The sequence below is a fragment of the Actinomycetota bacterium genome, from assembly GCA_014360655.1.
Lineage (GTDB): Bacteria > Actinomycetota > Geothermincolia > Geothermincolales > RBG-13-55-18 > JACIXC01.
Genome location: JACIXC010000008.1, coordinates 39,699 through 63,844 on the forward strand (window position 1 = coordinate 39,699; position 24,146 = coordinate 63,844).

The following is a 24,146-nucleotide window of genomic DNA, read 5'->3' on the forward strand; positions in this document are numbered from 1 at the left end:
AACGGCGGCGCTCGCAATCCCGTGCCCGCGGGAAGATGTCCACGGGTTGATGCTCGCGGGTAGATATTGCGGAACGACGCTCACTCTTGGATTCCACAGGAAAATGCTCACGAGCGGATCTCGCGGGTCGACGATCACGGAAAGGCGCCTAAAAAATCTTCTTCTCCCACCACCGTTCCTTGTTGCGGTCCCGGTCTCGATAGGGGCGCACGTTTATCTTCGTCTTCCCCGAAGAGGCCTTGGGGACCGCTTCTTCCTCGACGGGGAGATCCTCCATGGACTGCACCTTCTCGTCCTCATGCAGCACCAGCGACGCCATCACCTTGATGGGCGAATCCTTCAGGCGTTCGAGCATCTCCTCCCACCCCCTGCGGGGTCGCCCCATGACCTCGTAGACCTCCATGAGGTGTTCCGCGAAGACGAAGGCCAAGGGCTTCAGGTTGCTTTCGTACAGCTCCCTGTCCTCGGGGGTGAACTCCTCGAAGGGGACGTCAAGGAGGTTGATGAGCTTCTGCGGGATCTGCAGCTCCTTTTCCTCGAACTTTCTCTCCAGCTTCTTGGTGAAGAAACTCCGGACGACCTTCCTGGCCGGTGCCTGGCTTGCCTCCTGTCCGGTTGCGCTTGCTTCCATTCGTGTACCCCTGGTTTTCGTACATCTTTGTCCTGCACCAGTCATCGCTTCATTATATCGGAAATCACCGCGCATCCTTGAATCTGCGCGCCTGCCCGCATCACTCCTCGCCCTTGCTCCCTCCATGGCCCGCGAGGGCGGCGCGGCTTTCCGCCCGGAGGCCGCCGGTATCGCCTTGGGATATAATCTTGAAGGGCGGAGAGAAAGCGGCGGAAACGAGGTCGGGAGGACGCGCCTTGCGTGAAGAGCACGACATCAAGCCCGTTCACATCGGCATCATCATGGACGGGAACGGTCGCTGGGCGAAGATGCGGGGATTGCCGCGCATCGAGGGACACCGCTGCGGCGAGGAATCCATCATGGAGGCCGTGCGGGTATGCGCCGGGCACGGCATAAGGGCCCTCTCCCTCTTCGCTTTCTCCACCGAGAACTGGGATCGCCCGGAGGAGGAGGTGCGTTTCCTGGTCAACATGAGTCGCGACGTGCTGCGGAGGCGGCTGGAGGAATTCATGTCCCTGGGCGTGCGCTTGCGGCACGTGGGGCGAAGGGACGGCATACCGGACAAGATACTCGCATGGTTCGACCTGGCCGCGGAGGTGACGGCGCAGAACCGCGGGCTGAACCTCAACATAAATTTCAATTACGGAGGAAGGAGGGAGATACTCGACGCCGCCCTCGCCGTGGCCCTAGCCGTGAGGGAGGGACGCGTGCGGCTCGAGGATGTCGACGAAGGGGTATTGAGGCGGCACCTCTACGTTCCCGAGCTTCCGGACATCGACCTGCTCATCCGCACCGCGGGCGAATGGAGGATAAGCAATTTCATGCTCTGGCACCTGGCCGACGCGGAGGTGGTGATAACGCCGGTGCTGTGGCCCGATTTCCGGCGCGACCACCTCGAGGAGGTCATGCGTGAGTTCGCGAGGCGCCGCGCCCGCCTTGGCGAAGTCGCAACCGATCGGTTCGATTGAGGCGGATTGCGGCTTTTCCGGTTGCGTCGCCCGCTTGGCCGACAAGAGACATCCCCTTCCGGGCGCAACGGTACCGCCCCGTTTGCGCATCACGGCAACGTCTTCTCGCCCACTTTTTCCATGCGAACATGCGGCCACGCGCGGATGGCGTTTCCCTCGTGTTCATGCGCTTTTACGGCAGTCGTTGTGTTGCGCGAGCGGGATAGGAATTTGGTATATTATGACATGTTGCCATATATAGGCAATAGAAGCACGCACCCGCGAGCGCCCGCGAATTGTCCCGGGACGATTTTCAAAAAGGGGAAGGAAATCCGTGCCAAGGAGAGAAAATTCTTCAAGAAAAACTTAATGAAAGGAGTGAAGACATGGCTACCAAACCCGCTAAGAAGGCAGCGGCCAAGAAGCCCGCCAAGAAGACGGCCGCCAAGAAGACGGCAGCCAAGAAGACGGCCGCAAAGAAGCCCGCGAAGAAGACGGCGGCGAAGAAGCCGGCCGCCAAGAAGACGGCCGCGAAGAAGCCGGCGAAGAAGACGGCCGCCAAGAAGCCTGCCGCGAAGAAGCCAGCCAAGAAGACGGCCGCCAAGAAGCCGGCGAAGAAGACGGCCGCCAAGAAGAAGTAGTTTTCACGGATAGAGACACGGCGGGAAAGAAAGGCTTTTCGTATCCCTGCAAGGCGGCAAGGAGCCTTGCGTGTTACCGTGGGAGGAACCCTGTGGGAACGTGGTCTTTCCCGCCGTCTTTCGCTTCGCGCAGATCCCCGGGATTCCCCAGAGGATTCAACGGGGATGACCTGTCGTTTCGGCATGTTTGCCCGGTTGGGCAATATCGGGTAGCTCCCCGGAGAGGATATCCATGCTTTGACCCCACATCCACCTCCTGTCTATACTCGTATGGATGGAAAAGAAAACCGTCCTGATCATTGAGGATGACCGGGCCGTCGCCAGGCTTATCGAGATAGTGCTGAGCGGGAAAGGTCTTTATACGCATGTCTGCCTGGATGCCACCGGGGCCCTGGAGGTCACGAAACGCGTCCTGCCCGACCTGGTAATCCTTGACATACACATGCCCCGCCGCAGCGGCATCAGCGTGCTCAAGCGGTTACGCCAGGAAGAAAACACCCGTCACGTTCCGGTGGTGGTCTTTTCCGTGCTGTCCCGGCGCCAGAGCATAGAGCAGCTTTCCAGGATGGGGGCGGACGGGTTCGTTTCCAAGAGCGAGGGCGTGGATGCGCTGGTGGAGAAGGTCATGGAAATGCTTGCTTGACGCGGGAGGGGAATACGCACGATGGAAGTGATGGAGGCCATCAGGAAGAGGAGGAGCATCCGTCGTTACCAGGACAGGGAAGTGCCCCCCGAGCTCATCCGCGAGGTCCTCGAGGCCGCGCGGCTGGCCCCCTCGGGGAGCAACCTGCAGACCTGGAAGTTCAAGGTGGTGACGGATGCCGATACCCGCAAGTCGCTGCGGGAGGCGGCCTTCGGGCAGAAATTCGTGGAGCGGGCTCCGGTGGTCATCGTCGCGTGCGCCGACCTCACGGCTTTCGGCGACGTCTCCAGGAGGACCATGGAGCTCCTGAAGTCCGGCGCGGTGAGACCCAGCATGGAGATGGCGCTGTGGTACCTCCGCCGGAACAAGGGGGAAGACCTCGAGGAGAGAAACCTGGTAAGCGCCTGCATCAACGTCAGCATCGCCGTGCAGAACATGGTACTGGCGGCCACTTCCCTCGGACTGGGCACCTGCTGGGTGCGGGCCTTCCGGCCGGAGAAGGTGGCCGAGCTGCTGCGATTGCCCCCTGAGTACCCCCCGCTCTTTCTCGTCACCATGGGTTATGCGCGCGAGGACCCCGAGGCAAGGAGCAGGAAATCCCTGGAAGAGATACTGCTCTGAGCGGGGTTTGTGCATCTTGCGCCCGCTAACACCGCGGTACGCATCACCAATGCGGTACGCGTCACGGGGAGTCACCGGGACGCGGGGGAGGCGCTCCCGTGCGCGAACCAGTCACTCAACTGGCATATGGCGCAGAGGGGTTGCGACGTGGGCTCGCCGCAGCGCGTACAGTCCGAGGGAGGCTCGCGGTCGGTCGTTTCCCCTTCAGGCATCGCTTCGCGCAGCGAGAGGAGAAGCTGCAGCTTCCCCGAGGGTATTATCCTCTCCATGTGGTCGAAGACCTCCTTGAGCGCATGGCCGCGGGGGCTCCACACGGGGCACTTCTCCGCGAATACCGGGATGTCCCGCTGGTGGCAGTATTCCAGGTTGAGCCGCTCGGGCATGTAATACAGCGGCTTCACCTTGCGCACGAGCCGCTCGGCGGCCGGCAGGACCGGGGGCGGAAGATAGTGCTTGCGCGAGAGCAGGTTCTTGAAGGCGAAGAGGAGGATGTCCTCCAGGGTGTGGGCGGTGGCGACGACCGTGGCGTCCATGCCCCGCGCTTCCCTGTCGAGCAGCGAGCGCTTGATGGCGCCGCATACGGCGCAGGGGTGCCACCCCTTTACCTTCTGCACCCTCAGCCCCATGTCGCCGATGCGCACCACCCGCAGGAGCACGCCCGCCCGGGAGCACTGCTCCTCCACCACGCCCAGGTTGCGGTCGGAATACTCCCCCATGTTGAGATGGAAGTGCAGCGCCGAGAGGTGGAATCCCATCACTACGCCAAGGCGCCGCAGCGCGTAGAGGAGAGCGGCGGAGTCCTTCCCCCCCGAAACGGCCACCACCACCCTGTCCCCCTCTTGCAGCATGTCGTGTTTTTCCACGGCGCGGCGTACACGCCGCTCGTAGAAGCGGAGGTAGCAGGGAGGGCAGAGCTTCAGGTTGAACTCCGTGAGGCGCAACACCCCGGTGCGGGCGGCGCAGATGCGGCAACGCCCCTCCACCTGCTGCACGGGAGGATGGTTGTCTTCGCTCATGCGAATAAGATAGCAGATATTCCCCCGGCGCGTACTCGCTATCCCGGTTTTCAGGAGGGTGCGTTCGAGGTGATGCGTTCGGGGAGAAGGGTTCGCGCAGCGGTCAGGGGAACGCCTTCAGGGAGAAGGGTTCGCGCAGCGGTCAGGGGGACACGCCGTGCATCGCCGTGGAAAGCGGTATGTCGGCGGGCATCTCCCCGGTTTCCATGAGAGGCAGGCGGATGACTATGGTGAGCCAGCCTCCCGATGCCCTTATGGCGCTGAAGCTTCCTCCGTGCGCCGCCACCACCCTGTTCGCTATGGCCAGGTCGAGGTCTTCCTCGCTCTGGTCCCAGTGCGCAAGGGAAAGGCGGCTTCCGTTCTCACGCAGCACGGAGGCCTCCCGGTTGCGTATGTTGAGGGTGAACACCAGCTCACGCCCCTCGTCCTTGAGGGATATCCTGGTTTCGGTGCCGCTGCCGAACCTCCTGGAAACGAAGGAGAAGACGCCTTCCAGCGCGCGTTTCATGCGCGTGACGTCAAGCATCACCTCGGGAAGCCTTTCCGGCGCGCTCAGGACGGCCTGCGCGGGGTCGCAGGCCTGTCCCAGGCGGGGGAGGGAAGAGCGCACCAGGTCCTCCATCCTGGCGGGTTCGCGGTTCAGGCGCACCTTGCCCGACTCGAGGCGCGAGATGTCCAGGAGGTCCTCGACAAGACGGGAGAGGTTATCGGCCTCCCTGCGGATTATCTCCAGGTATTCCCTCTCCATCTCCGCGGGAAGCTCCCTGCTCGCCAGCAACTCGCTGAAGCCGAGGATGGAGGTCAGCGGCGTGCGCATCTCGAAGCTGACCGCCGAGACGAAGCCGGAAGCGGCGCGGTTCATCTCCGCGAGCCTGTGCAGTTCCTCCATGGCCCTCGTCCTCTCGCGGGCCTGTTCCCTGCTCTCCACGCTGAGGCGCTCGAAGAAGAAGGAGAGGAGGAAGAGGAAGAACAGTTGCGAGACGAGTAGCTGCGTTTCGCCGGAAACGAGCTGGTACCGCACGCTGCAGGCGAAGAGGTGGCCGACGGCGGCCAGTATGGCGAGAGTGGCGGACATGCGCGACGAGGTGCTCAGCCCGCACGCGAATGCGGTGAAGAGCAGCAACAACGGGAAGAGCGGGCTGCGCACGCCGCCGCTGAAGGAGATGGCCCCGCAGAGGAGGGCTGCCGCGGACAGCAGGTAGACGGCGATGATGAGACTCGCGTAGCGCGCGAAAAAACCTTCCCCGTGGGGGAGCATTATGGTGGTGGCGTTCACCACGAGGATGCCGACCAGGAAGAGGAACGCCGTCTCCTGCCGCATGCCGGCCTGGTGGGGGAGGAAGAGCAGCAGGGCGAAAAGCGGGATGACCACCCAGAGGGAGTTCCCCAGTACGCGCGTCAGGTTCCTCCGGAACAACTCGCGACCCCCCTTATCCTCCGCGTATGGGAAGGTAGACGGTGAAGGTGCTGCCCTGCCCCTGCTCGCTGCGCACGGTGACCTTCCCGCCGTGCAGCTCCACGATGTGCTTGACTATGGCCAGCCCCAGGCCCGTTCCGCTTATGCCCAGCACCTCTTCCCTCTCCACGCGGCTGAACCTTTCGAAGATGCGCGGCAGCTCCTCGGCCGGGATGCCGATCCCCCGGTCGCTGACGGAGATGGTCACGTACTTGCCCTCCACCTCGGTGGTCACCTCTACGGGGCCCCCGTCGGGAGAGTACTTGATGGCGTTGCTGAGGAGGTTCTTCATCACCTGGTGCAGCCTTTCCGGGTCCGCGTAGACCATGGGGACATGGCGCGAACCGAGGTAGCGCAACCGGTGGGAGGACGTCTGCGACTGGAAGAACTCCACGTCCTCCGTGACGAGGCGCGGGATATCGACCATCTCGTGCTTGAGCTCCAGGCCCGCTTCGATGCGGGACAGGTTGAGAAGGTTGGTGATGAGGCTTGAGAGGCGCTCTGCCTCCACCTGGATGATGCGGTAGAACTCCTGCCTCTTTGCGGGCTCCAGGTCCTTGGTGGCCAGGATCTCGCTGAAGCCGTGAATGGAGGTAAGGGGGGTGCGTATCTCGTGTGAGACCACGGACACGAACTCGGACTTCGCCTTTTCCAGCCGCCGGATGAATTCACCCAGGGTGGCCACCTCGTTGCGGGACTGCTCCTGGCGGCGCAGCTCGAGGGAGATGCGGCTGGAGAGGTAGCAGGCGAGGAAGAGGTAAAGGACGTTACATGCCAGCGCCTGCACGTTCGCGACGGCGAAGTCGCCGGAGGTGACCGTCACAAGGGTGTAGGCGGCCGCGAGAAAGGACGTGTTCAGCAGGGCCGGGACCAGGTCGCAGCAGATGCCGGCCGCCACGGGCCCGATGAGCGCGGCGTAGTAAAGGGTGCTGGAGACGCCCCCGCTGAAGTAGATGGCCGCGCACACGATCACGTCGTACACGCAGATCCCGATGAAGAGGGGTGGCAGGCGCGGGAAAAGCCTGCCGTGCCTGCTGGGGTAGAGGATGACCAGGTGGTGTACTATGACCAGTACGCCGAGGGCGGCGAGCACGAGGTAGAGCATGGAGTGGTCCATCTCCTGCTCGTGGGGGAGGTGGATGATGAGGGCGGTGAGGGGGATGGCGATGATCGCCATGATGGTGAGTATGCCCGCCAGCTTTCTCTCCATGTTCATCCGCCCGCGCGTCTCCCCCGTCCTCTTTCGGCTCTCCCTTTCTTCTTATTGTACTTCGTCCTGCCGGGCTCTTTCTTTGACATTCCAGGGCACCCGTTCTTCTCCCGGCCCGGGGCCTCGGCATGACGGTCTCGCTCGGCGCCACGCACCGCTCTTGAATTCGGAACGTGAGAGAGGAGTCCTCGCTGCGACCGATCCTGTAGTTCCCCGGGCTGGGTGGATACGGTAAGGCCGGGCCGGGGGCTCGTGCTCGCTCCGCGACGCGCGGCCTCGCGATGGCTACATGCCCTCCTTCGGGCAAGGCCTTTCTCAAACGGGGACACTTCGCCAGAGCCATGATGGAGGCCGCTTGCGATGTCGCTCGCCCGACCCCCGGATCCGGCCCGGGTGGTTGGTTCAGTAAGGGAGGCTGCGACCGATCCTGTAGTTCCCCGTGCTGGGTGGATGGAAATGCGGGGGCTGCTCGCGATTTCCCTGGCCCGGCACCCGGACGGACTTACGCCCAGGCCCGGTGGAATGCGTATGCATGGAGGTTAAAGGAATCGAGCCTGTGTTGCTGCCGGTGCCCGATACCTCGTCACGACAGTGGGCTGGGCAAAATCCTGGGTAAAGCAAAGGGAGGAGGCCGTGGCCCCCTCCCATGGAGGAAATTCGCTTTACTGTTGCGCGAGGATGTCCCTCAGGGGTATGTCCGCCAGGTGCGTGTACACGTAGGACGAGCTTCCGTAGCGGTGCCAGAGGAGATTCGGCTGCTGGTAGTTGTAGATGTTGACGTGCGTGGTGTAGAGATTGCTGGACAGGGGCCAGCTCCAGACCTCGAGCATCCCGTTCACCTCGATGTAGGCGCTGTTGGGGTCGATGGAGGCGCCGTTGGTGTCGAAGGTGAAGAAGAGGTTGACGTCCCCTCCCACGTGGTCGGGGTAGCGCGCGCCCAGGTCGTTCTGGTAGTGATTGCCGCGCCTCCACAGGTAGGAACCCTTCGAGGACCCCTTGCCGAAGAGGATATAGGAACGCCCGCCGCTGTGCAGGATGAGCTGCAGGGGCATGTAGTCCAGGGAGCGCTCGTTGGTCAGCCACTGCACCGTCAGGTAGAGATGCACGTAGTTCGCCTTGCTCCAGTCGGCGTTGTAGAGATCGGGGGTGTACCAGTTCATGATGGCGCTCTGGGGATCCAGGTCAGCGGAGGGGTCGACGTTCCTGAAGATGTAGCGGTAATCCCCCCAGGTCACGTTGGGCTTGGTAGGTTCCTGCGCCACCCCGACCCCGGCTTCCTCTCCCTGCGCCGTCTCTCCCGCCTGTCCCGCCTGCTCGTCCTGGGCCCAGCACCATCCCATCAAGAGGGCGACGAGCAACAGGCTGAGGAGGGCTATCATGGCTATCTTCCTCATCACCCGGACCCCCTTCTAATCCTGCTCCCTTTCCTGAAAAAGGAAGTAACTGTCCAAGCCGCTTTCAATTCTAACATATCGGCATTCGACAACCCGCTCTTGAACCCGACGACACGGTCCACTGGCGCTGCTGCCGACAATTTTCAATAATATACCAATCGGCAGGATTTGTAAAAATGTGGTGACCGCGCCTTTGCCCTTGTGCGACTTCTTCCATGCCGAAGATGCTGTTCGCCATCGCACGCATGTTACGGCGCACACGGGACAGGCCTTCCACCGGTTGAGGGGAACTGCGGTGGGAGTCCTCAGGGGAGGGAGGCCTCGCTCTCCAGTTCCTCCTCCATGGCGTCCACCACGCTGGTGTAGGCGACCACGCTGCGGTGCAGGAGGTCCATGGCCTCGGAGAACCTCCTGGCCAGGAGCGGGTCATCGCTGACCTCCTTCATCTGCCGGAGTATGTCCAGGACCTGCTTCATGGAGCGCACGAAATCCCCGGCGGAATACTGGGGGTAGGCGGAGGAGATATAGGCAAGGTCCTCGCCGCGGGCCCAGTCGTGAACGACGGGTATGAAGCCGGGATCCACGAGCCGCAGCAGGTCCAGCCCCTCGCGCGCCTCCAGTGTCTTTATCCTTCCCTCCAGGGTACGTGTGCGCGTCACCGCCTCCTCCAGCCCGGGGGTGGGAAAAGAGGGAGCCGCGGCGGGTTCGCGGTAGGGGCGGCCTCCCCGGCGGCGAGGCGCGGGACCCTCCCGGGTCTCGAAGACGAAGATGGAGGCGAAGGCGGCCGTTTCCGCCGCGTCCAGTGGATGGAAGACACCCTGCTCCAGGCATTCCGCGAGCGTGAGGTCGCACTCGTTGTAGATGCGGCTGAGCATGATGCCCTTGCGCGTCGGCTTGTCGTCCTCCAGGTAGCCCAGGCGCGACAGCACCTTCATCACGTTGCCCAGCCTGCGCGAGGAGACGTCGCTGCGCGCCGCCATCTGAGACTCGACGCGGGCGATCTCCGCCTCCAGGTTGGCGATGTTGCGGCATACCTCCATGCACCCCTCCTGCGCATCGCAGGCATGGCAGGGGTGCGTTTCCATTTCCTCCCTGGCGTAGATGAGTTCCTCGCGGTGCGGGAGGGACAGCTCCGCCTCCCACTCCTCCGGGGGCGGCAAGCGGAAACCGCCAAGAGCTTGGCGTAGTTTCTTCTCCTTGGCCTTGCTGTCGGCGGGGAGGAAGGAGGATCCCAGGTGCCCGATGACCTGGGGGGGATATGGAAACTGCTGGTAGGAAGCCTTGAGGAAGCGGCCGCGGTCGTCCATGGTCGTCAGGCGGGGGTTGCCGTGCTTGTCCTCGGAGATGGAGAGCACCACCGCGGCCCTGCGCGCGCCCTTGCGCTGCAGCACGATGACGTCGCCGGGGACCATTTCCTCCAGCTCGCGGTTGACGAGCTCCCTCCTCCTGCGGCGGCGCTCCTCGGCCATCTCCTTCTCCATGCGCGAGACCTCCGTCCGCAGCGCGAAGTATGCTCGGGCGTCGCCGCGCTCGCAGGCGATCTTCTTCTCGTGAGACCGCGCCCTCTTGCGCAGCCGGCTGCGGGAGCGTTCCAGGCGCACCACGTCGCGGTCGGCGTGGAACTGGGCGAAGCTGGAGTTCAGGAGGTGCACCGCGGCCTCCACGTCGTAGTAGTGCAGGAGGTTCACGGCCATGTTGTAGGAGAGGGTGAAACTGGAACGGATGGGAAGACTTTCCATGCGGGCAAGGTTCTGCACCTGGGCGAACTGCACCATGGGGTTGTAGAGGGTGACGGCGTTGCCAACCCTGTCTATCCCCCGCCTCCCGGCGCGGCCCGTGAACTGGGTGTACTCGGTGGGGGTGAGGAACTCGTGCGATTCGCCGCTGAACTTGAAGAGGGACTCGATGACCACCGTCTTGGCCGGCATGTTGATGCCCAGTGAGAGGGTCTCGGTGGCGAAGACCACCTTCACCAGCCCCTGGGCGAAGAGGTCCTCCACGACCTCCTTGAAGAGGGGGAGGTGCCCCGCATGGTGGGAGGCGACACCGCGCTTCAGGGCCTCCAGCCAGAGGTCGAAGCCGAAGACCTTGAGGTCCTCCTCGGGCAGCCAGGCGAAACGCGCCAGGGCCTGCTCCTCGATGGACGCCTTCTCGTGCGGGGCGGTCAGGTCGATGCCCGCCTCCATGCAGTGCGAGACACCCGCGTCGCAGCCCGCCCGGCTGAAGATGAAGTAGATGGCGGGGAGCATGCCCGACTTGCGCAGCCGCTCCACCACGTCCGCCCGGCGCGGTATGAGATGGCGGGCCTTCAACGCGCGGCCGCCGCGGCCTCGCCTCTTCATGGACCGCTCGTATTCCTCCACCACCTGGGGGGAGCGGTCGGAGAGGAGGTTCACCATGATGCCGCCGATGAGGTAGTAATGGCGCAGGGGCACGGGCCGGTGGTCGTGGTAGATGACCTCCACGTCGCCGCGGAGGTCGTTGAGCCATTCGCCGAATTCCCGGTAGTTGGAGACGGTGGCCGAGAGGGCGACGATCTTTATGTCCACCGGCAGGTGGATGATGATCTCCTCCCAGACCGCTCCCCGGAAGGGGTCCATGAGGTAATGGCACTCGTCCAGGACCACGTAGCGCAGGCCGTAAAGCGTCGGGGAACGCTCGTAGATCATGTTGCGCAGCACCTCCGTGGTCATGACGACCACCGGTGCCTCGGGGTTGATGCTGTTGTCCCCGGTGAGCAGCCCCACGTTCTCCGTCCCGTAGGCGGCGCAGAAATCGCGGAACTTCTGGTTGCTGAGGGCCTTGAGGGGCGTGGTGTAGAAGGTCTTGCCCCCCGCGCGCTGCGCCGCCCACACCGCGAACTCCGCCACCACCGTCTTTCCCGAGCCCGTGGGGGCGACAACCAGGACGGAACGGTCGCGCGCCAGGTGCCTGATGGCCTCGAGCTGAAAATCGTCCAGGGGGAAGGGGTAGCGCGACGTGAATTCGTCTAATTCGCTCAACTCTTTCGTCTCTCTTCCGTTTTCCACGCCCTTCATTGTAGCAGACTCGCGGAAGCGTGCGCCTCGGAGGCATCATGAGGAGTACGGCCGCGGGCCGCACCTCCCGCTTTCCCCCGGCGCGCGCCGTCGCCTCGTTCACGCGCGGTGGCCTCGATAAGGCAGTGGCCTCGCCAAGTGCGCCTTGAGGACTGCGGCTCGGGATGGGTCGAGGGACGCCCTGTTCTCGCGGGCAAGGGTCCCCCTCGTCCCGGCAAGTCCCTTTCATCCTGGCAAGGCTTGCGCTCGTCCCTGCAAGCCCCCATCGTCCCGGCAAGCAATAGATGATACGGCGGGAAGGGAACGGCCTGCCGTGGCGAAGGTCACCCCGGTGCGGTAATCTCTCTTGGTGATGATGTAAGGATGGTGATGCGGGGGATGGACGAGAGTCTGAACTGCGAGGAGCTCGCGCCGGGAGACGAGGAGGAACTCCTCACTTTCCTGGAACGGGACGCGGTGAAGAACCTGCGCATGGTGTGGTCCGTCAGGCGCTGGGGACTCCTCAACCTGGGGCTGGCGGAGCAGGGCTCCTTTCTGGCCGCCCGTTCCGGGAGCGAGATACGCGGGGTGCTCCTCCGCGAAAACCAGGGCATCTGGAGGGTGGCGGGGGAGGGCGAGGCGGCGGTGGTGCTGGCGCGGGCGGCGCTCGAGGAGTGGGGTATGCCGGAAGCCGTGGCGGGCCGCCGCGAGGAGGTCGTTTTCCTGCTCGAGCGGTTCCCGGAGCTGGGCGGGGCGCAGGTGAGAAGGGAGGAGGAGGTGGCCCTCATCCTCGAGGCGGGGGGCTTCATCCCGCGGGACCCCGAAAGGGCGGAGCATGCGCGGTTGGAGGACATCGAGGCGCTGGTGGGCCTGGAGCGCGCCCTGCAGTGGGACCTCCTGGGAAGCGTTTCCAGGGAATGGGCTATACGCCTGCAGATGCTGCGCGTGGTGGAGGGCGGTGCTTGTGCCGTGGTGAGGGACGGCGGGCGGGTGGTGGCCAAGGCCGAGATGGAGGCCGTGACGCCGAGGGCGGACGAGCTGGGCGGGGTCTATACCGTGCCGGATCACCGCCGCCGGGGTTGCGCGGCCGCCGCGTGTAGCCTGATTTGCTCGCATTCCTTGTCCCGCGGCAAGGTGGTGCGCCTGGAGACGCAGAAGGACAACCACGCCGCCATCGCCCTTTACCGCGGCCTCGGTTTCCGGGAGCTCTGGCCCCACCTGGTGGTGTCCTTCCGGGCCTGAGCGTCCTTCCGGACATGAACGGGAGTAGTGAAACACCTCGGTGCCGGGCGCGGTGCGTTGCTCATGCGTGTTGTTTGTAAGGTGGCGGTCACGCGGGCGTGCCAGCTTTCGGGGCAAGCACCTTACTCGTGATCTTTTTGTGTTGCGCGCCTACGGGATGATGGAGCTTCCCAGGGAGTCGTGGGCCCAGGTCCTCCCTGCGCCGTAGACGGCGCGCTCGCAGACCACCGGCCCGCTCGCCTCCACGCGGGTGGAGACCTCCCAGGCTACGAGGTGGTCGTTGAGGCGGAAGGAACGGCGGGAGGCGGCCGGGATCACCTGGCCCTGCAGGCCCGCGGGCCTCCTCTCCCCCTCCGCGGTCTGCAGGACGAGGTCCACGGTGACCGCCTCCTCGCCCGGGTTCTGCACCACCACCCAGGTCTCGAAGCCGCCCGCGGTGCACCCTTCCGCCAGGTACCAGGTGCGGGAGGCCTCGCTGGCTCCCAGGGAGTCGTGGGCCCAGGTCCTCCCTGCGCCGTAGACGGCGCGCTCGCAGACCACCGGCCCGCTCGCCTCCACGCGGGTGGAGACCTCCCAGGCTACGAGGTGGTCGTTGAGGCGGAAGGAACGGCGGGAGGCGGCCGGGATCACCTGGCCCTGCAGGCCCGCGGGCCTCCTCTCCCCCTCCGCGGTCTGCAGGACGAGGTCCACGGTGACCGCCTCCTCGCCCGGGTTCTGCACCACCACCCAGGTCTCGAAGCCGCCCGCGGTGCACCCTTCCGCCAGGTACCAGGTGCGGGCGGCCTCGCTGAACTCCGCCGACAGCGTGCGATCCCTTTCGGCGTCGAACACGTAAGGGTTGGCAGTGGAAACCTCTCTCCCTTCCTCCTTCCAACGGACAAAGCGGAAGCCGGCGGCGGGCAAGGCGGTGAGGGTAACACGTGATCCGTGTTTGTAAGTCCCGGTCCCCCAAACCCCGCCGGATCCCGCCGGCTCCACGTCGCAGGAGATGTCGTATTCGGTGAGCTCGAAGGTCACCCGGATGTCGTGATCCTTCTGGACGCCGGTGAGGGTATAGACCATCCCGCCCGCATCGGTGACGGGTTGCGCCACGCCGTTGTCGGTGATGCCCGCGATGCGGTGGCCGGGGGCTGGGGTGATGGTGAGACTGAGGTCGGAGGCGGCCACGGCCTCCAGCATGCCTTCGGGGTCGATGGAGCCTCCCGGCCCCGCGGAGGCCGAAACGGTGAAGATCGTCCCGTCGTGGCTCACGCTGAGCAGGGTGGCGTAGGCGTCGATGCGACCGTGACCGAAGTAATCGTCCCTGCCCGGTTCACCGAGATCCTTGGCGTTTTCGAAGATAGCTAGCTCCACTTGCTCCGGGGTATAGCCCGGACGCAATGAGAACACCAGGGCGGCCAGTCCCGCCACGTGGGGCGTGGCGTACGAGGTCCCCGAGCCGAAGGCGTAACCGCCGGATCCCTCGTACTTGGTCACGTAGATGTCGCGGCCGGGCGCGCTGGCGTCGACCCGGGCGTGGTGGTTGGAGAAAGAGGCCCACTGGTCCTGGTTGGTGGTGGCCGCGCAGCCGATGACGTTGTCCAGGCAGGCCGGGTATATTACGTAATCGGCGCCGTCGTTTCCCACCGCCGCGCACAGCACCATGCCCTTGGCATGAGCATAGTCGACCGCGTCCTGCACGGCCTGGGAGTAGAACGGGCTTCCCAGGCTCATGCTGGCGACCTTGGCCCCGTTGTCCGCCGCGTAATAGATGCCCTCCACCAGCTCGGCGATATCGAAGGCCCCCGCATCGTAGCCTGCCGCGCTCAGTACCTTCAGGGGCATGATCATGGCGCCGTGCGAGACCCCGGAGATGCCCCGCGCGTTGTCGCTCTCCGCGGCCACCACCCCGCTCACCGAGGTGCCGTGGCCGAAATCGTCGCGCGGGTGTGGATTGGGGTTGGTCTTGAAATAGAAATCGTAGGTGGAGCTTCCCGACCACGCGGAACCGTTCCAGAGCCATTGCTGACCTTCGGGATACGGGTTCCTTCCCTGGAAAATATAGTAAAAATCGCTGGAGCTCAGGTTGGTGGTCCTGAAGACCAGGTAGCAGGTGGCGCCGGCAGCCAGGTGATAGGGGGAGGAGAGCTCCCGGTAGTGGAGGTTGAGGGTATCCACCAGCCTGCGCTCCGGCTCGTCGTCCGGGCATATGGTAAATGTTCCCAGGTCCGGTCCGTTGAGGTCGCTGCGCACGGAAACGGTTATTTCCCCCGTGGGGTTGCCCACCTTGAGGAGCAGGATGCCCACGTGCGTGATGTCGTAACCGGTGCCCTTGATGGACTGGGCATACATCTGTGTGCCTGTCCCGGTGCCGAACTGGCGGTACTGGGGTATATAACTGCCGCCCGACTTTGAGAAGAAGAGGGTCTGAGAGATGCCCGCGAAGTTGTACCCGTGTACGTCGTCGACGTACCCGTTTGCGTCATCGTCTACGCCGTTGTCGGGAATCTCGTCCTCGTTGGTCCATATCTTCCCGTCCAGGTCGGGATGGTCAAATTTTATTCCTGAGTCCAGGACCGCCACCGTCACCGGGTGGGAGTATCCCCGCTCGATCTCCCAGGCCGCTGCCGCGCCGATGTCCGCCCCGGGCACGCCGGCCACGCCCCCGATGGTCTGCCCGGTGTTGTGCAGGCCCCACTGCAGGTTGAAATAGGAATCGTTGGGCACGAGCGGTAGGAGGGAGGGAATACCGACGAGTTTCTCGAGGCCTTCGCCGGGGACATGGTCTGCAGCCGGCGAGAAGTAGTTCGTGTAATTGGGTTCTGCGTACTCCACCTCGGGAAACGAGACGAGGTCGCCCGCTGCGCTCTCCACGGTGACCCCGGGGTTTAACCCCACCAGGAGCACCCGGCCTTGCGGCGGCCCCATTTCCTTGAGTACGCGGCCGGCTCCGCAGAGCTCCAGGAGGTAGGACCGGCGTTCCTCGGGCGTGCCGGCGCGGAACTTGACCAGGAGCTCCCCCGGGACATAAGGCGGCATGGACAAGCTCAAGCCATGTGGGTACGGTTCTTCGCGGGCTCGGGGTACCTCGCAGGCATGGGAAAGGGAGGCGATAAAAAGAATCGCTCCCAGGGCGATGATGGTCTTGGTCGTCCTCATCTCGTTTCCCTTGTCCCCGGCGTTGTGAGCGCGACGCGGGCTTCATTTATCTTATATGAATTTTCGACATTTCCCGCGCCAAACTTGTCACGCGGCTTTCACGCGCATCGCGTCTCTCATCGGGTGCAGGATGCAGGACAGGCTCGCGCGGGCACGGTGCAATGGTCGCTCGTCTCGCGCACCTCATCTCGTCACGGGCATGTGTTTTACATGGCGGTAACATATTATGATCAGCGGGGATGACCGGGCAGGGCGGACGTAGCGGGAGAAGCGGCTTGTGGCGGGCAAGGACCGCGGAAGAAAGGAGGTCGTCATGGAACGGATCAGCGATCAACCGGGCAACACCCCCTTGAGGGAGGTTCCAGGCGATTACCATCCCCCGGGCAGCGGGCGGTGGTTCGTTCTCGAGGGCGGCCCGGACCACGGCAAGAAGATGTTCTTCTACGACGTGGTCCTGGGGGACGGCGAGCCCGCCGCCACCGTGGTCTTCGTGCACGGAAACCCCGAGAATTCCTATGCCTACCGCAAGGTGCTGGAGGAGCTGAAGCGCAGGGCGGCGTCGCCCTTCCGGGCGGTGGCCATGGACCACATCGGCTTCGGGCTCTCGGACCAGGCGACCTACGAGATGACCGCCATGGACCACGCGGAGAACCTCCTGCAGCTGGTGCGCTACCTTGACCTGAAGGACGTGACCCTCGTGGTGCACGACTGGGGCGGCCCCGCCGGCATCGGCGCCTTTATCAGGGAACCGGAGAGGGTATCGAACCTGGTGATCCTCAACACCACCGTGTTCCCCGTGCCGGAGAGCGGCCTCACCTTCAGGAACTACCCCATATCCTGGTTGGGGTGGTGCAACATCCCCAGGATCACCCCGGTGTTCATGTGGCAGTTCATCGGGCCCTACGCCGTTTTCCGCACCCCCGTGGGCGCCTTGCGCCTTCTGTCGGGGCTGGCCTATTTCACGGCGGCGACCGCCCTGGGCCGTATCCCCGGGAGGGAGAAGGAGGCGAAAAGGGTCTACCGCGACCAGTTTCGGCCGCGCATGAACGCCAGGAGCGGGCGCAGGATGTGCCTGCTCACCAGGTACTGGGGGAAGGGCAGCGTCTACAGGGCACGCGGTGTGGGAAAGCGGGACACCGCGCCCTTTTACGAGTATATTCAGGAAAATATCGGGAAATGCTGGGGTCCCGGGGGGAGAAACGTCGGCGTGCGCGCGGTGCTGGGAGGATGGGACCCCCTGGCGAAGGAGGAAGTGGTCAGGCAGTGGATCCAAGCCTTGCCCCAGCTTGAGGGCAAGGTCAACATCTTCCCCGGTGTAAGCCATTTCATAGAGGTGGAAAGGCCCGGGGCGGCTGCGGAAGCCATAAGGGAGGTCGCCGGGCTTTGACTCGCCCCCCGGTTATTACTCGCCGCATCCCGCCCGGGAAAAGAAGGTGATGCGAGCCGAGCGCGGTCCCTTGTGTTTGCCGCGCTCTGACCGCGCCTTGCTTGTGGCGGTGCTCCGCCGGCCCCGGACCGGTTTGCCGGCACCCAGGCCGGCGACGTACCCGCGATGAAGCCCGAGATCGGCGTTCCCGGTGGCAGGCCCGCAGGCGCACGAGGTCCCCGGGAGGCGCGGGACGTTGAGGAAGCGGTCTCGGCGATGCGCGGAGGAGATCTCGACGGCGTGCTGAGGAAAGGGTCGCCGGGAGAGCCTCGGCCCCGTCCGCTCGCCTCCCGTGCGACGGGTACCCCGACAGGCCGTTTTTTCAATGTGCCGTCGAAGCCGGTAAAATGGTAAACGGTCGTGTTTCCTTGTCGTGAGGCGACCCGGCACCCCGTCGTGAAGCCGGGGAAAGCGACCTCGATGGAATATCGTGTCAGGTAGGTCCCGGGGCACGAGCGCGGCTTCTTGCCAGGGGAGGTCGAAAGGTGGAACGGGAACCGCAGCCTGGATTCTGGAACCGGGAGATGGAGCTCCTCCCGCGCGAGGAGATCGAGGCCCTGCAGTTGCGGCGATTGCGCGAGGTGTTGCAGAGGTGCGCGCGCAGCCCTTTTTACCGTGACCTGTTCCGGGAAGCGTCCTTTGACCCCGAGAGATTGACCTCCCTCGCAGACCTGAGAGCTATCCCCTTCACGGACAAGGATACCCTGCGGGGAGGCGACCCGGCGCGTTTCCTCACCGTGCCCCTCGAGGAGGTCGTGCGCGTGCATTCCTCCTCGGGCACCACAGGGCAGGCCACGGTGGTCTTCCACACCGCGCGGGACATCGACGCCTGGGCGGAGCTGGTGGCGCGCTGCATGTTCATGACCGGGGTGCGCCGCCACGACGTCTTCCAGAACATGATGGGCTACGGCCTGTTCACCGGGGGACTGGGCTTCCACTACGCGGCGGAGCGCATAGGCGCCCTGGTCATCCCCGCGGGGTCCGGCAACAGCAGGCGCCAGATACAGCTCATGCGGGATTTCCATACCACCGTGGTGCACGTGATACCCAGCTACGCCCTCTACCTGCTGGAGGTCTTCCGCGAGATGGGACTGGACCCGGCGAAGGACACCGACCTGCGCATCGCCTTCATCGGCGCGGAACCCCACACGGAGAGCCTGCGGCAGCGCCTGGAAAAGTCCTACGGGGTGAAGGCCTACAACTCCTATGGCCTCACGGAGATGAACGGCCCCGGGGTGGCCTTCGAGTGCCCCTACCAGGAGGGGATGCACTTGTGGGAGGACAGCTTCCTGCTCGAGGTCATCGACCCCGAGACCCTGCAGCCGGTGCCCGACGGCGAGGAGGGGGAGCTGGTCCTCACCACCCTCAACCGCGAGGGCATGCCCCTGCTGCGCTACCGCACGCGCGACCTTGCCTTCGTCTACCCGGAACCGTGCCGCTGCGGCAGGGCCCACCGGCGCATATCGCGCATCAAGGGGCGCACGGACGACATGTTCATCGTCAAGGGGGTGAACATCTTCCCCATGCAGGTGGAGAGGGTGCTCCTGGGCATACTGGGGGTGGGCTCCAACTACCAGATCATTCTGGACACCGTGGAGTCGCGCGACGAGATGCGCGTCCTGGTTGAAGTGGCCGGGGACCTTTGGCACGGGGAGGTGCGCGAGCTCAACCGCCTGCGCAAGAGGATAGTGGAGGAGCTGCGCCAGGAGATACTGGTCACACCCCTGGTGGAGCTGGTGGAACCAGGCACGCTGCCCGCCGGGGAGGGCAAGGCGGTGCGCGTTCTGGACAGGAGAGAATTCGCGAGGGGGGAATGAGGATGGCTCACCAGGTGAACGTCTTCGCGCAGAACCAGCCCGGCAGGCTGGAGAGGCTCACCGAGGTGCTCGCGGAGGAGGGCGTGAACCTCAGGGCCGTCACCATAGCGGGCGCGGATGATTTCGGCGTCATCAAGCTCCTTGCGGATGATCCGCAGCGAGCATACCAGGCGCTCCGGCGCGAGGGTTTCTCCGCCTTCCTCAAGGAGGTCATAGCGGTGATCATGGACGACCGCCCGGGCGGGTTGCACCGCGTGTGCAGGGTGCTGGGCGAGAGAGGCGTCAACATCGAGGACGCTTACGGCTTCGTGGTGCAGGATAGGCGGACCGCGGTGCTGGTGGTGGAGGTGGAGAAGATCCCCGAGGCCGAGGAGATCCTCAAGAGCGGCGGCTTCACCCTCATGAGCGACCGGGAACTCTATTCCCTTTAGCATCCATCGCCAGGCACCCGGAGCCGGGCTGGGTGGGGACAGATAGGCCGGGACGGGGGCTCGTGCTCGCTCCGCGACGCGCGGCCTCGCGATGGTTTCCCCTCTTCATGCAGGAGCTCCATGAATGCAAGGGTTTACCATCTGCCTTCCTGGTCCGGAGGCCGCTTGCGATGTCCCTCGCCCGACCCCCGGAACCGGCCCGGGTGGGTGGTTCGGTAAAGGCTCGCTGCGACCGACCCGGTCGTTCCCGGCCTTGGTGGTTGCGTATCAGTCCTTCTTCCGGCCCGGGGCCTCAGGGTAACGGTCTCGCTCGGCGCCGCGCACCTTCTTTACAATCCAAACGTGGGATAGGCGCGCTCGCTGCGACCGACCCTGTAGTTCCCCGGGCTGGTTGGGCGATAAACCGGAGGCCGCTTGCGATGTCCCTCGCCCGACCCCCGGAACCGGCCCGGGTGGGTGGTTCAGTAAAGGCTCGCTGCGACCGACCCGGTCGTTCCCGGCCTTCGTTGATCGTGTATCCGTCCTTTGTCCGGCCCACAACGGGGGAATAAGTGCCTGGTGGGCGCGGCGTTCTGGCCATAGAAAATACTGTTAACATTGGTTTAGGCTGCGTGTGCCACGAGGAGGGTGGGAACATGAAGTACGGCAGGCAGGTCTCCGCGGGGGGTGTCCTCGTTAGGCCGGCCGCGAAGGGATATGAAGTGGCGGTGATCCGGCTGAAGGGGGGCAAGGTACTTGCCCTGCCCAAGGGGCTGGTGGACGAGGGGGAAAGCCCGGAGGAGGCAGCCCTGAGGGAGGTCAGGGAGGAGACGGGGATGGAGGGGGAGGTGGTCGCCCCCCTTGGATACATACGCTATTACTATTACTCAAAGGAGGAGAACACGCGCTACTTCAAGCTGGTCCATTTCTTCCTCCTCCGCTACCGTGGCGGAAGCGAGCGGGATCATGACTGGGAGGTGGAGGGGGTGGAATGGCTCCCCCTGGAAAAAGCCCGCACGTCCTTATCCTATAAGGGAGAGAGGGAAGTGCTGGACAGGGCATGGGAATATATGGAAAAGCAAGGATTGACGGGCGGACGGGGAGGAAAGGGCGGGCAGGGTGGAGAGATGGAAGGAAAGAGCGGATGACGAAGGCGGGTGACGGCGTGGAGGGCAAGCCCGAACAAGAGGTCAAGGGGCGCGAGCCGGAGATGTCCTCGCAGGCGAACGACGACCGGCCCGAAGCCGCGGGAAGGGTGGTCTATACCCTGGGCACCAGCACGCGGACCATGGAGGAATTCCTGAATCTCCTCGCCCTTCGGGGTATCGCGCGTGTGTGCGACGTGCGCTCCTTCCCCGGCAGCCGGCGCTATCCCCATTTCAGTCGAGAGGCTTTCGCCTCCTCCCTGCAGGAGGCGGGATATGATTACCGCTGGCTGGGCGAGACGCTGGGCGGTTACCGCAAAGGCGGCTACGAGGCGCACATGCATAGCCGCGAGTTCGAGGAGGGTATGGAGGAGCTGGAGAGGCTGGCGGGAGAGATGCCCACCGCCGTGGTCTGCGCCGAGCTTCTCCCCTGGAAGTGCCACCGCCGCTTTATCGCTTCCGCCCTGGAGGAAAGGGGATGGCGGGTCGTCCACGTGATAGACGCGCAAAGGGAATGGAAACCCCGCGACAAGTCCGGGTCCCTCTCCCTCCCCTCGGAGGAACCCGCAAGGGAGGAATGAGGTCCTGCTCCCGTCTGCCGCGTACGGGCGGCAATGGCCCATCCTTGGCGCCGGCTCCGGGCCCGCTGTTGTTTCGGTCATCTCGGCCCCACCCGTTACCAACGGCTCGCACCGGACCCCTCCCTTTCCCACTAGTTTGCGCCCGGGCCCACCTGGGTACACCCGTTCCCACCGGGTCCCACCGGACCCCACCCGGGTAAACCAATTCCCAACGGCTTGCACCGGGATCCACCCGGTTACGGCAGGTCTTACCGGACACCACCCGGTTACGGCAGGCCTCACCGGCTCCCCTTGCCGCAGAGGTGGCCTCTTTTCAAGGCTTAATCAACCGGAAGGGTGATGTGGCCCACCGGCCGCGGGAACGAAGGAAGAACCGAAAAGGAAGCGGCGTTCGTGTCGTGATGGCGACGCCGGTGCGTCACGGTCCGCGTGGCCGGGCAAGGCCGGAGCGGTCGTGGATAGGGGGAAAGGAGGCGGCCATGGGGCGCAAGGGGCAGAGGGAAAAGCCCCCGGTCACCGCCCGGGAGGCGGACGGCAGCTGGCAGGAGAACGGGCAGGAGAACGGGCAGGAGAACGGCATCGTCCTCGTGGACCGGGGTCGGCGGGAGGTCCTTTACCTGTCCATCGTGGTGCTCCTCATCCTGGGCATAGCCGTGGTCGTCTACGCCTTCAACCTGGAGAGGCTCAACGGCCTTTTCAACTCCCAGTACTTCAACAACGTTACCCGCATCGCCCTGGCCCTGCTCATCGTGGCCTTTGCCCTCTATCTCATCCGTCGCGAGAGGGACTACAGCCGCCAGTCGGAGGAGGTTTTCAAGAGGCTGAGCAAGACGACTGAGGGGTTGCGCAGGCAGATGGAGGACCTCACGGCGCTGCTCGAGGTTTCCAAGCTGGTGGCCATCGCCGACGACCTGCACGCCCGCCTGGAGAAGAAGATGCCACACATGAAGGGGCACTGGAAGCGCGTGGCCTTCTACTCCGTGGAGATCGCGCGCCGCATGGAGCTGGACGAGGACTACGTGCGCCTGGTGGAAAGGGCGGCCAACCTCATGGATATCGGGATGCTGCAGGTAGCGGGGGATCTCTCCGAGACCGCCTTCAGGGCGGGGGAGCTTGTCCCCGCCGACAAGGAGCTGATCAAGCAACATCCCCGGCTGGGTGCGGAGATGTTGGCGGCCATCCGTCCCAACTGGGAACTCATCCCGCTGGTGCGAAGCCACCACGAGTGGTGGAACGGGATGGGATACCCGGACGGCCTGAAGGGCGAGTCCATCCCCCTGGGAGCCCGCATCCTCAGCGTGGCGGACGCCTTCGTGGCCATGACCTCCTGGCGCGCCTACCGCGAGGTCATGGAGGTCAAGGAGGCCATCGGGGAGATAAACGCCTACAGCGGGGTGCAGTTCGATCCCCGGGTGGTCAACGCCTTTCTGGCGGTGATGACGCCGCGCATATACGCCATGGATGCGGACGAGGCCGGGAGGGAGGAGGTCAGGCTGCTCAGGGAGATAAACCTGCAGCAACCCTCGACGGGCGGGAGCCACCACCCCATCTAGGCTTCCCCTGCCGATCCCGGGAGGGCGTTGCCCGCGCCCGCATGGACGCGAGAAAAGGCTTTCTATCCCGGGGTCACCCTCGATCGCTTTGCCCGCGCCCGCGTAGATGCGAGACGACCCGCGCGGATGCAGTGCCGCGCTTACGCGGGTGCAAGACCGCCTGCAGGGACCCGACCCCACCGGGGGGACCGTGACAGGAGACCCGGGCATGCGGCTTACCATCGCCTGCACGCCATACTCGCTGGAACTTGCGAGTAGGGCATGAGGTCCCGCGGGAAACCCCCCACGCCTTTCTCGCGTCGAAGTGAATATGATATTTTAGAGCGGCGGACTTCCGCGGGTGAGATCAAGGAGACTGCATGAGACACAAGGTGGGGTTTGCGGCCCTGGTCCTAATGGCGGCGGGCACGGCACTGATCATCGTCGCCTGCGGGGGAGGCAATCCGGAGGGCCTGCTCAAGCGGGAGGTGCCTGAGAACGCCACTCCCGAGAAGATCATGCTTGAGGGCCTGAACGCCACCGACGAGGTGCGCAGCCTCCACTACATATTCGACTACTCCTTCCTCATCCCTCCCACGGGCAAGCAGCCCTATACCGGCGAGGTCAGGCTGACCGGGGAGGGGGATTACGACGCCGTGACGGAGAACGCCATGGCCCACCTCTTGTGGTCCACCATCGAGCGCGAGTTCGACTACGTGCTCTACGAGGGCGTGCAGTACTACCGCGTGGAGGAATCGGGCCCCTGGTACGAGCTCCCGGCCGGCTCCAACCTGAACATCCCGAGCGTGTCGGAGATCACCAGGAACACCGCAGAGTACATGGACAATTTCCAGAAGATAACCCGCCTCGCGGACGAGGTGGTCAACGGCAGGGATTGTTACCACATCGCCATGGTGCCCAACTTCGACGCCATCATGCAGAACGAGGAGTTCCTCAACATGATCAAGGGCGAGCGGGAGGAGCTGGACGAGGAGACCATGGCCAAGCTCGAGGAGATCAAGCGGGAGCTGAAGGAGGCCAGCGTCAATTACGAGTACTGGTTCGACAAGGAATACCTCGTGCTGCGGCGCACCCTCTACAACATCGAGATGCAGGAGCAGGGGGACGAGAAGAGCCCCTCCTTCACCGTGAAGGTGATCATGGAGATAGACTTCCCCACCTATAACCAGAAAGTGGTGATAAGCAAGCCGGAACCCACCATGCTGCACAAGGGTTCCACCTAGCAGGCAGGGATGGGGCAGGCGGAGAGGAGGGACCT

General features: G+C 64.5%; 19 protein-coding genes. 12 read left to right on the plus strand and 7 right to left on the minus strand.

Annotated features, from left to right (window positions below; all coding sequences use genetic code 11):
* Nucleotides 1-148 precede the first annotated feature (148 nt).
* Nucleotides 149-631, minus strand: coding sequence for a hypothetical protein (locus H5T73_07065; GenBank protein MBC7247521.1), 483 nt, complete (start codon nucleotides 629-631; stop codon nucleotides 149-151).
* A 236-nt stretch (nucleotides 632-867) separates the two neighbouring features.
* On the opposite strand from H5T73_07065, the gene uppS reads away from it, so the two are divergent.
* The 4 genes from uppS (at nucleotide 868) to H5T73_07085 (ending at nucleotide 3,483) form a co-directional block, all read left to right on the plus strand.
* Nucleotides 868-1,599: a di-trans,poly-cis-decaprenylcistransferase gene (gene uppS, locus H5T73_07070; GenBank protein MBC7247522.1), complete on the plus strand. Its 732-nt coding sequence runs from the start codon at nucleotides 868-870 to the stop codon at nucleotides 1,597-1,599.
* Nucleotides 1,600-1,964: 365 nt separating this feature from the next.
* The gene (locus H5T73_07075) at nucleotides 1,965-2,219 is read left to right on the plus strand and encodes a hypothetical protein (protein MBC7247523.1); all 255 of its coding nucleotides are present in this window, start codon (nucleotides 1,965-1,967) and stop codon (nucleotides 2,217-2,219) included.
* A 274-nt stretch (nucleotides 2,220-2,493) separates the two neighbouring features.
* Nucleotides 2,494-2,862, plus strand: a complete 369-nt coding sequence (locus tag H5T73_07080) for a response regulator (GenBank protein ID MBC7247524.1) — start codon at nucleotides 2,494-2,496, stop codon at nucleotides 2,860-2,862.
* 21 nt (nucleotides 2,863-2,883) lie between these two features.
* A complete protein-coding gene (locus H5T73_07085; GenBank protein MBC7247525.1) occupies nucleotides 2,884-3,483 on the plus strand; it encodes a nitroreductase family protein in 600 nt (199 codons plus the stop codon).
* Between the two features lie 71 nt (nucleotides 3,484-3,554).
* Here H5T73_07085 and H5T73_07090 read toward each other — a convergent pair whose 3' ends face one another.
* From H5T73_07090 to H5T73_07110, 5 genes are all read right to left on the minus strand, one after another.
* Entirely contained in the window at nucleotides 3,555-4,499 is a 945-nt protein-coding gene (locus H5T73_07090) for an adenine nucleotide alpha hydrolase family protein (protein ID MBC7247526.1), read from the minus strand.
* Nucleotides 4,500-4,641: 142 nt separating this feature from the next.
* Complete coding sequence (locus H5T73_07095; protein MBC7247527.1) at nucleotides 4,642-5,916, minus strand: hypothetical protein; 1,275 nt, start codon at nucleotides 5,914-5,916, stop codon at nucleotides 4,642-4,644.
* Between the two features lie 13 nt (nucleotides 5,917-5,929).
* Nucleotides 5,930-7,171 carry a hypothetical protein gene (locus tag H5T73_07100; protein ID MBC7247528.1) on the minus strand — a complete coding sequence of 414 codons (1,242 nt, stop codon included), beginning with the start codon at nucleotides 7,169-7,171 and terminating at the stop codon, nucleotides 5,930-5,932.
* 656 nt (nucleotides 7,172-7,827) lie between these two features.
* Nucleotides 7,828-8,559, minus strand: a complete 732-nt coding sequence (locus H5T73_07105) for a hypothetical protein (protein ID MBC7247529.1) — start codon at nucleotides 8,557-8,559, stop codon at nucleotides 7,828-7,830.
* 305 nt (nucleotides 8,560-8,864) lie between these two features.
* Nucleotides 8,865-11,561 (minus strand): DEAD/DEAH box helicase, encoded by a 2,697-nt coding sequence (locus H5T73_07110; GenBank protein ID MBC7247530.1) that lies wholly within the window; start codon nucleotides 11,559-11,561, stop codon nucleotides 8,865-8,867.
* Nucleotides 11,562-11,975: 414 nt separating this feature from the next.
* Here H5T73_07110 and H5T73_07115 point away from each other — a divergent pair, with 414 nt between their 5' ends.
* Nucleotides 11,976-12,818, plus strand: a complete 843-nt coding sequence (locus H5T73_07115; GenBank protein MBC7247531.1) for a GNAT family N-acetyltransferase — start codon at nucleotides 11,976-11,978, stop codon at nucleotides 12,816-12,818.
* A 150-nt stretch (nucleotides 12,819-12,968) separates the two neighbouring features.
* On the opposite strand, the gene H5T73_07120 is transcribed toward H5T73_07115, so the two are convergent.
* The gene (locus H5T73_07120) at nucleotides 12,969-15,956 is read right to left on the minus strand and encodes a S8 family serine peptidase (GenBank protein MBC7247532.1); all 2,988 of its coding nucleotides are present in this window, start codon (nucleotides 15,954-15,956) and stop codon (nucleotides 12,969-12,971) included.
* Between the two features lie 313 nt (nucleotides 15,957-16,269).
* Here H5T73_07120 and H5T73_07125 point away from each other — a divergent pair, with 313 nt between their 5' ends.
* The 7 genes from H5T73_07125 to H5T73_07155 all read left to right on the plus strand — a co-directional run bounded on the left by H5T73_07125 (nucleotide 16,270) and on the right by H5T73_07155 (nucleotide 24,111).
* Complete coding sequence (locus tag H5T73_07125) at nucleotides 16,270-17,343, plus strand: alpha/beta fold hydrolase (protein MBC7247533.1); 1,074 nt, start codon at nucleotides 16,270-16,272, stop codon at nucleotides 17,341-17,343.
* Nucleotides 17,344-17,906: 563 nt separating this feature from the next.
* The gene (locus tag H5T73_07130; GenBank protein ID MBC7247534.1) at nucleotides 17,907-19,199 is read left to right on the plus strand and encodes a phenylacetate--CoA ligase; all 1,293 of its coding nucleotides are present in this window, start codon (nucleotides 17,907-17,909) and stop codon (nucleotides 19,197-19,199) included.
* A 2-nt stretch (nucleotides 19,200-19,201) separates the two neighbouring features.
* Nucleotides 19,202-19,630, plus strand: a complete 429-nt coding sequence (locus H5T73_07135) for an ACT domain-containing protein (GenBank protein MBC7247535.1) — start codon at nucleotides 19,202-19,204, stop codon at nucleotides 19,628-19,630.
* A 635-nt stretch (nucleotides 19,631-20,265) separates the two neighbouring features.
* Nucleotides 20,266-20,757 (plus strand): NUDIX hydrolase, encoded by a 492-nt coding sequence (locus H5T73_07140; protein ID MBC7247536.1) that lies wholly within the window; start codon nucleotides 20,266-20,268, stop codon nucleotides 20,755-20,757.
* Nucleotides 20,754-21,335, plus strand: a complete 582-nt coding sequence (locus H5T73_07145; protein MBC7247537.1) for a DUF488 domain-containing protein — start codon at nucleotides 20,754-20,756, stop codon at nucleotides 21,333-21,335. The genes H5T73_07140 and H5T73_07145 overlap by 4 nt, the downstream gene beginning before the upstream one ends.
* A gap of 401 nt (nucleotides 21,336-21,736) precedes the next feature.
* Entirely contained in the window at nucleotides 21,737-22,888 is a 1,152-nt protein-coding gene (locus tag H5T73_07150; protein ID MBC7247538.1) for an HD domain-containing protein, read from the plus strand.
* Between the two features lie 359 nt (nucleotides 22,889-23,247).
* Entirely contained in the window at nucleotides 23,248-24,111 is an 864-nt protein-coding gene (locus H5T73_07155; protein ID MBC7247539.1) for a hypothetical protein, read from the plus strand.
* Nucleotides 24,112-24,146: the final 35 nt, after the last annotated feature.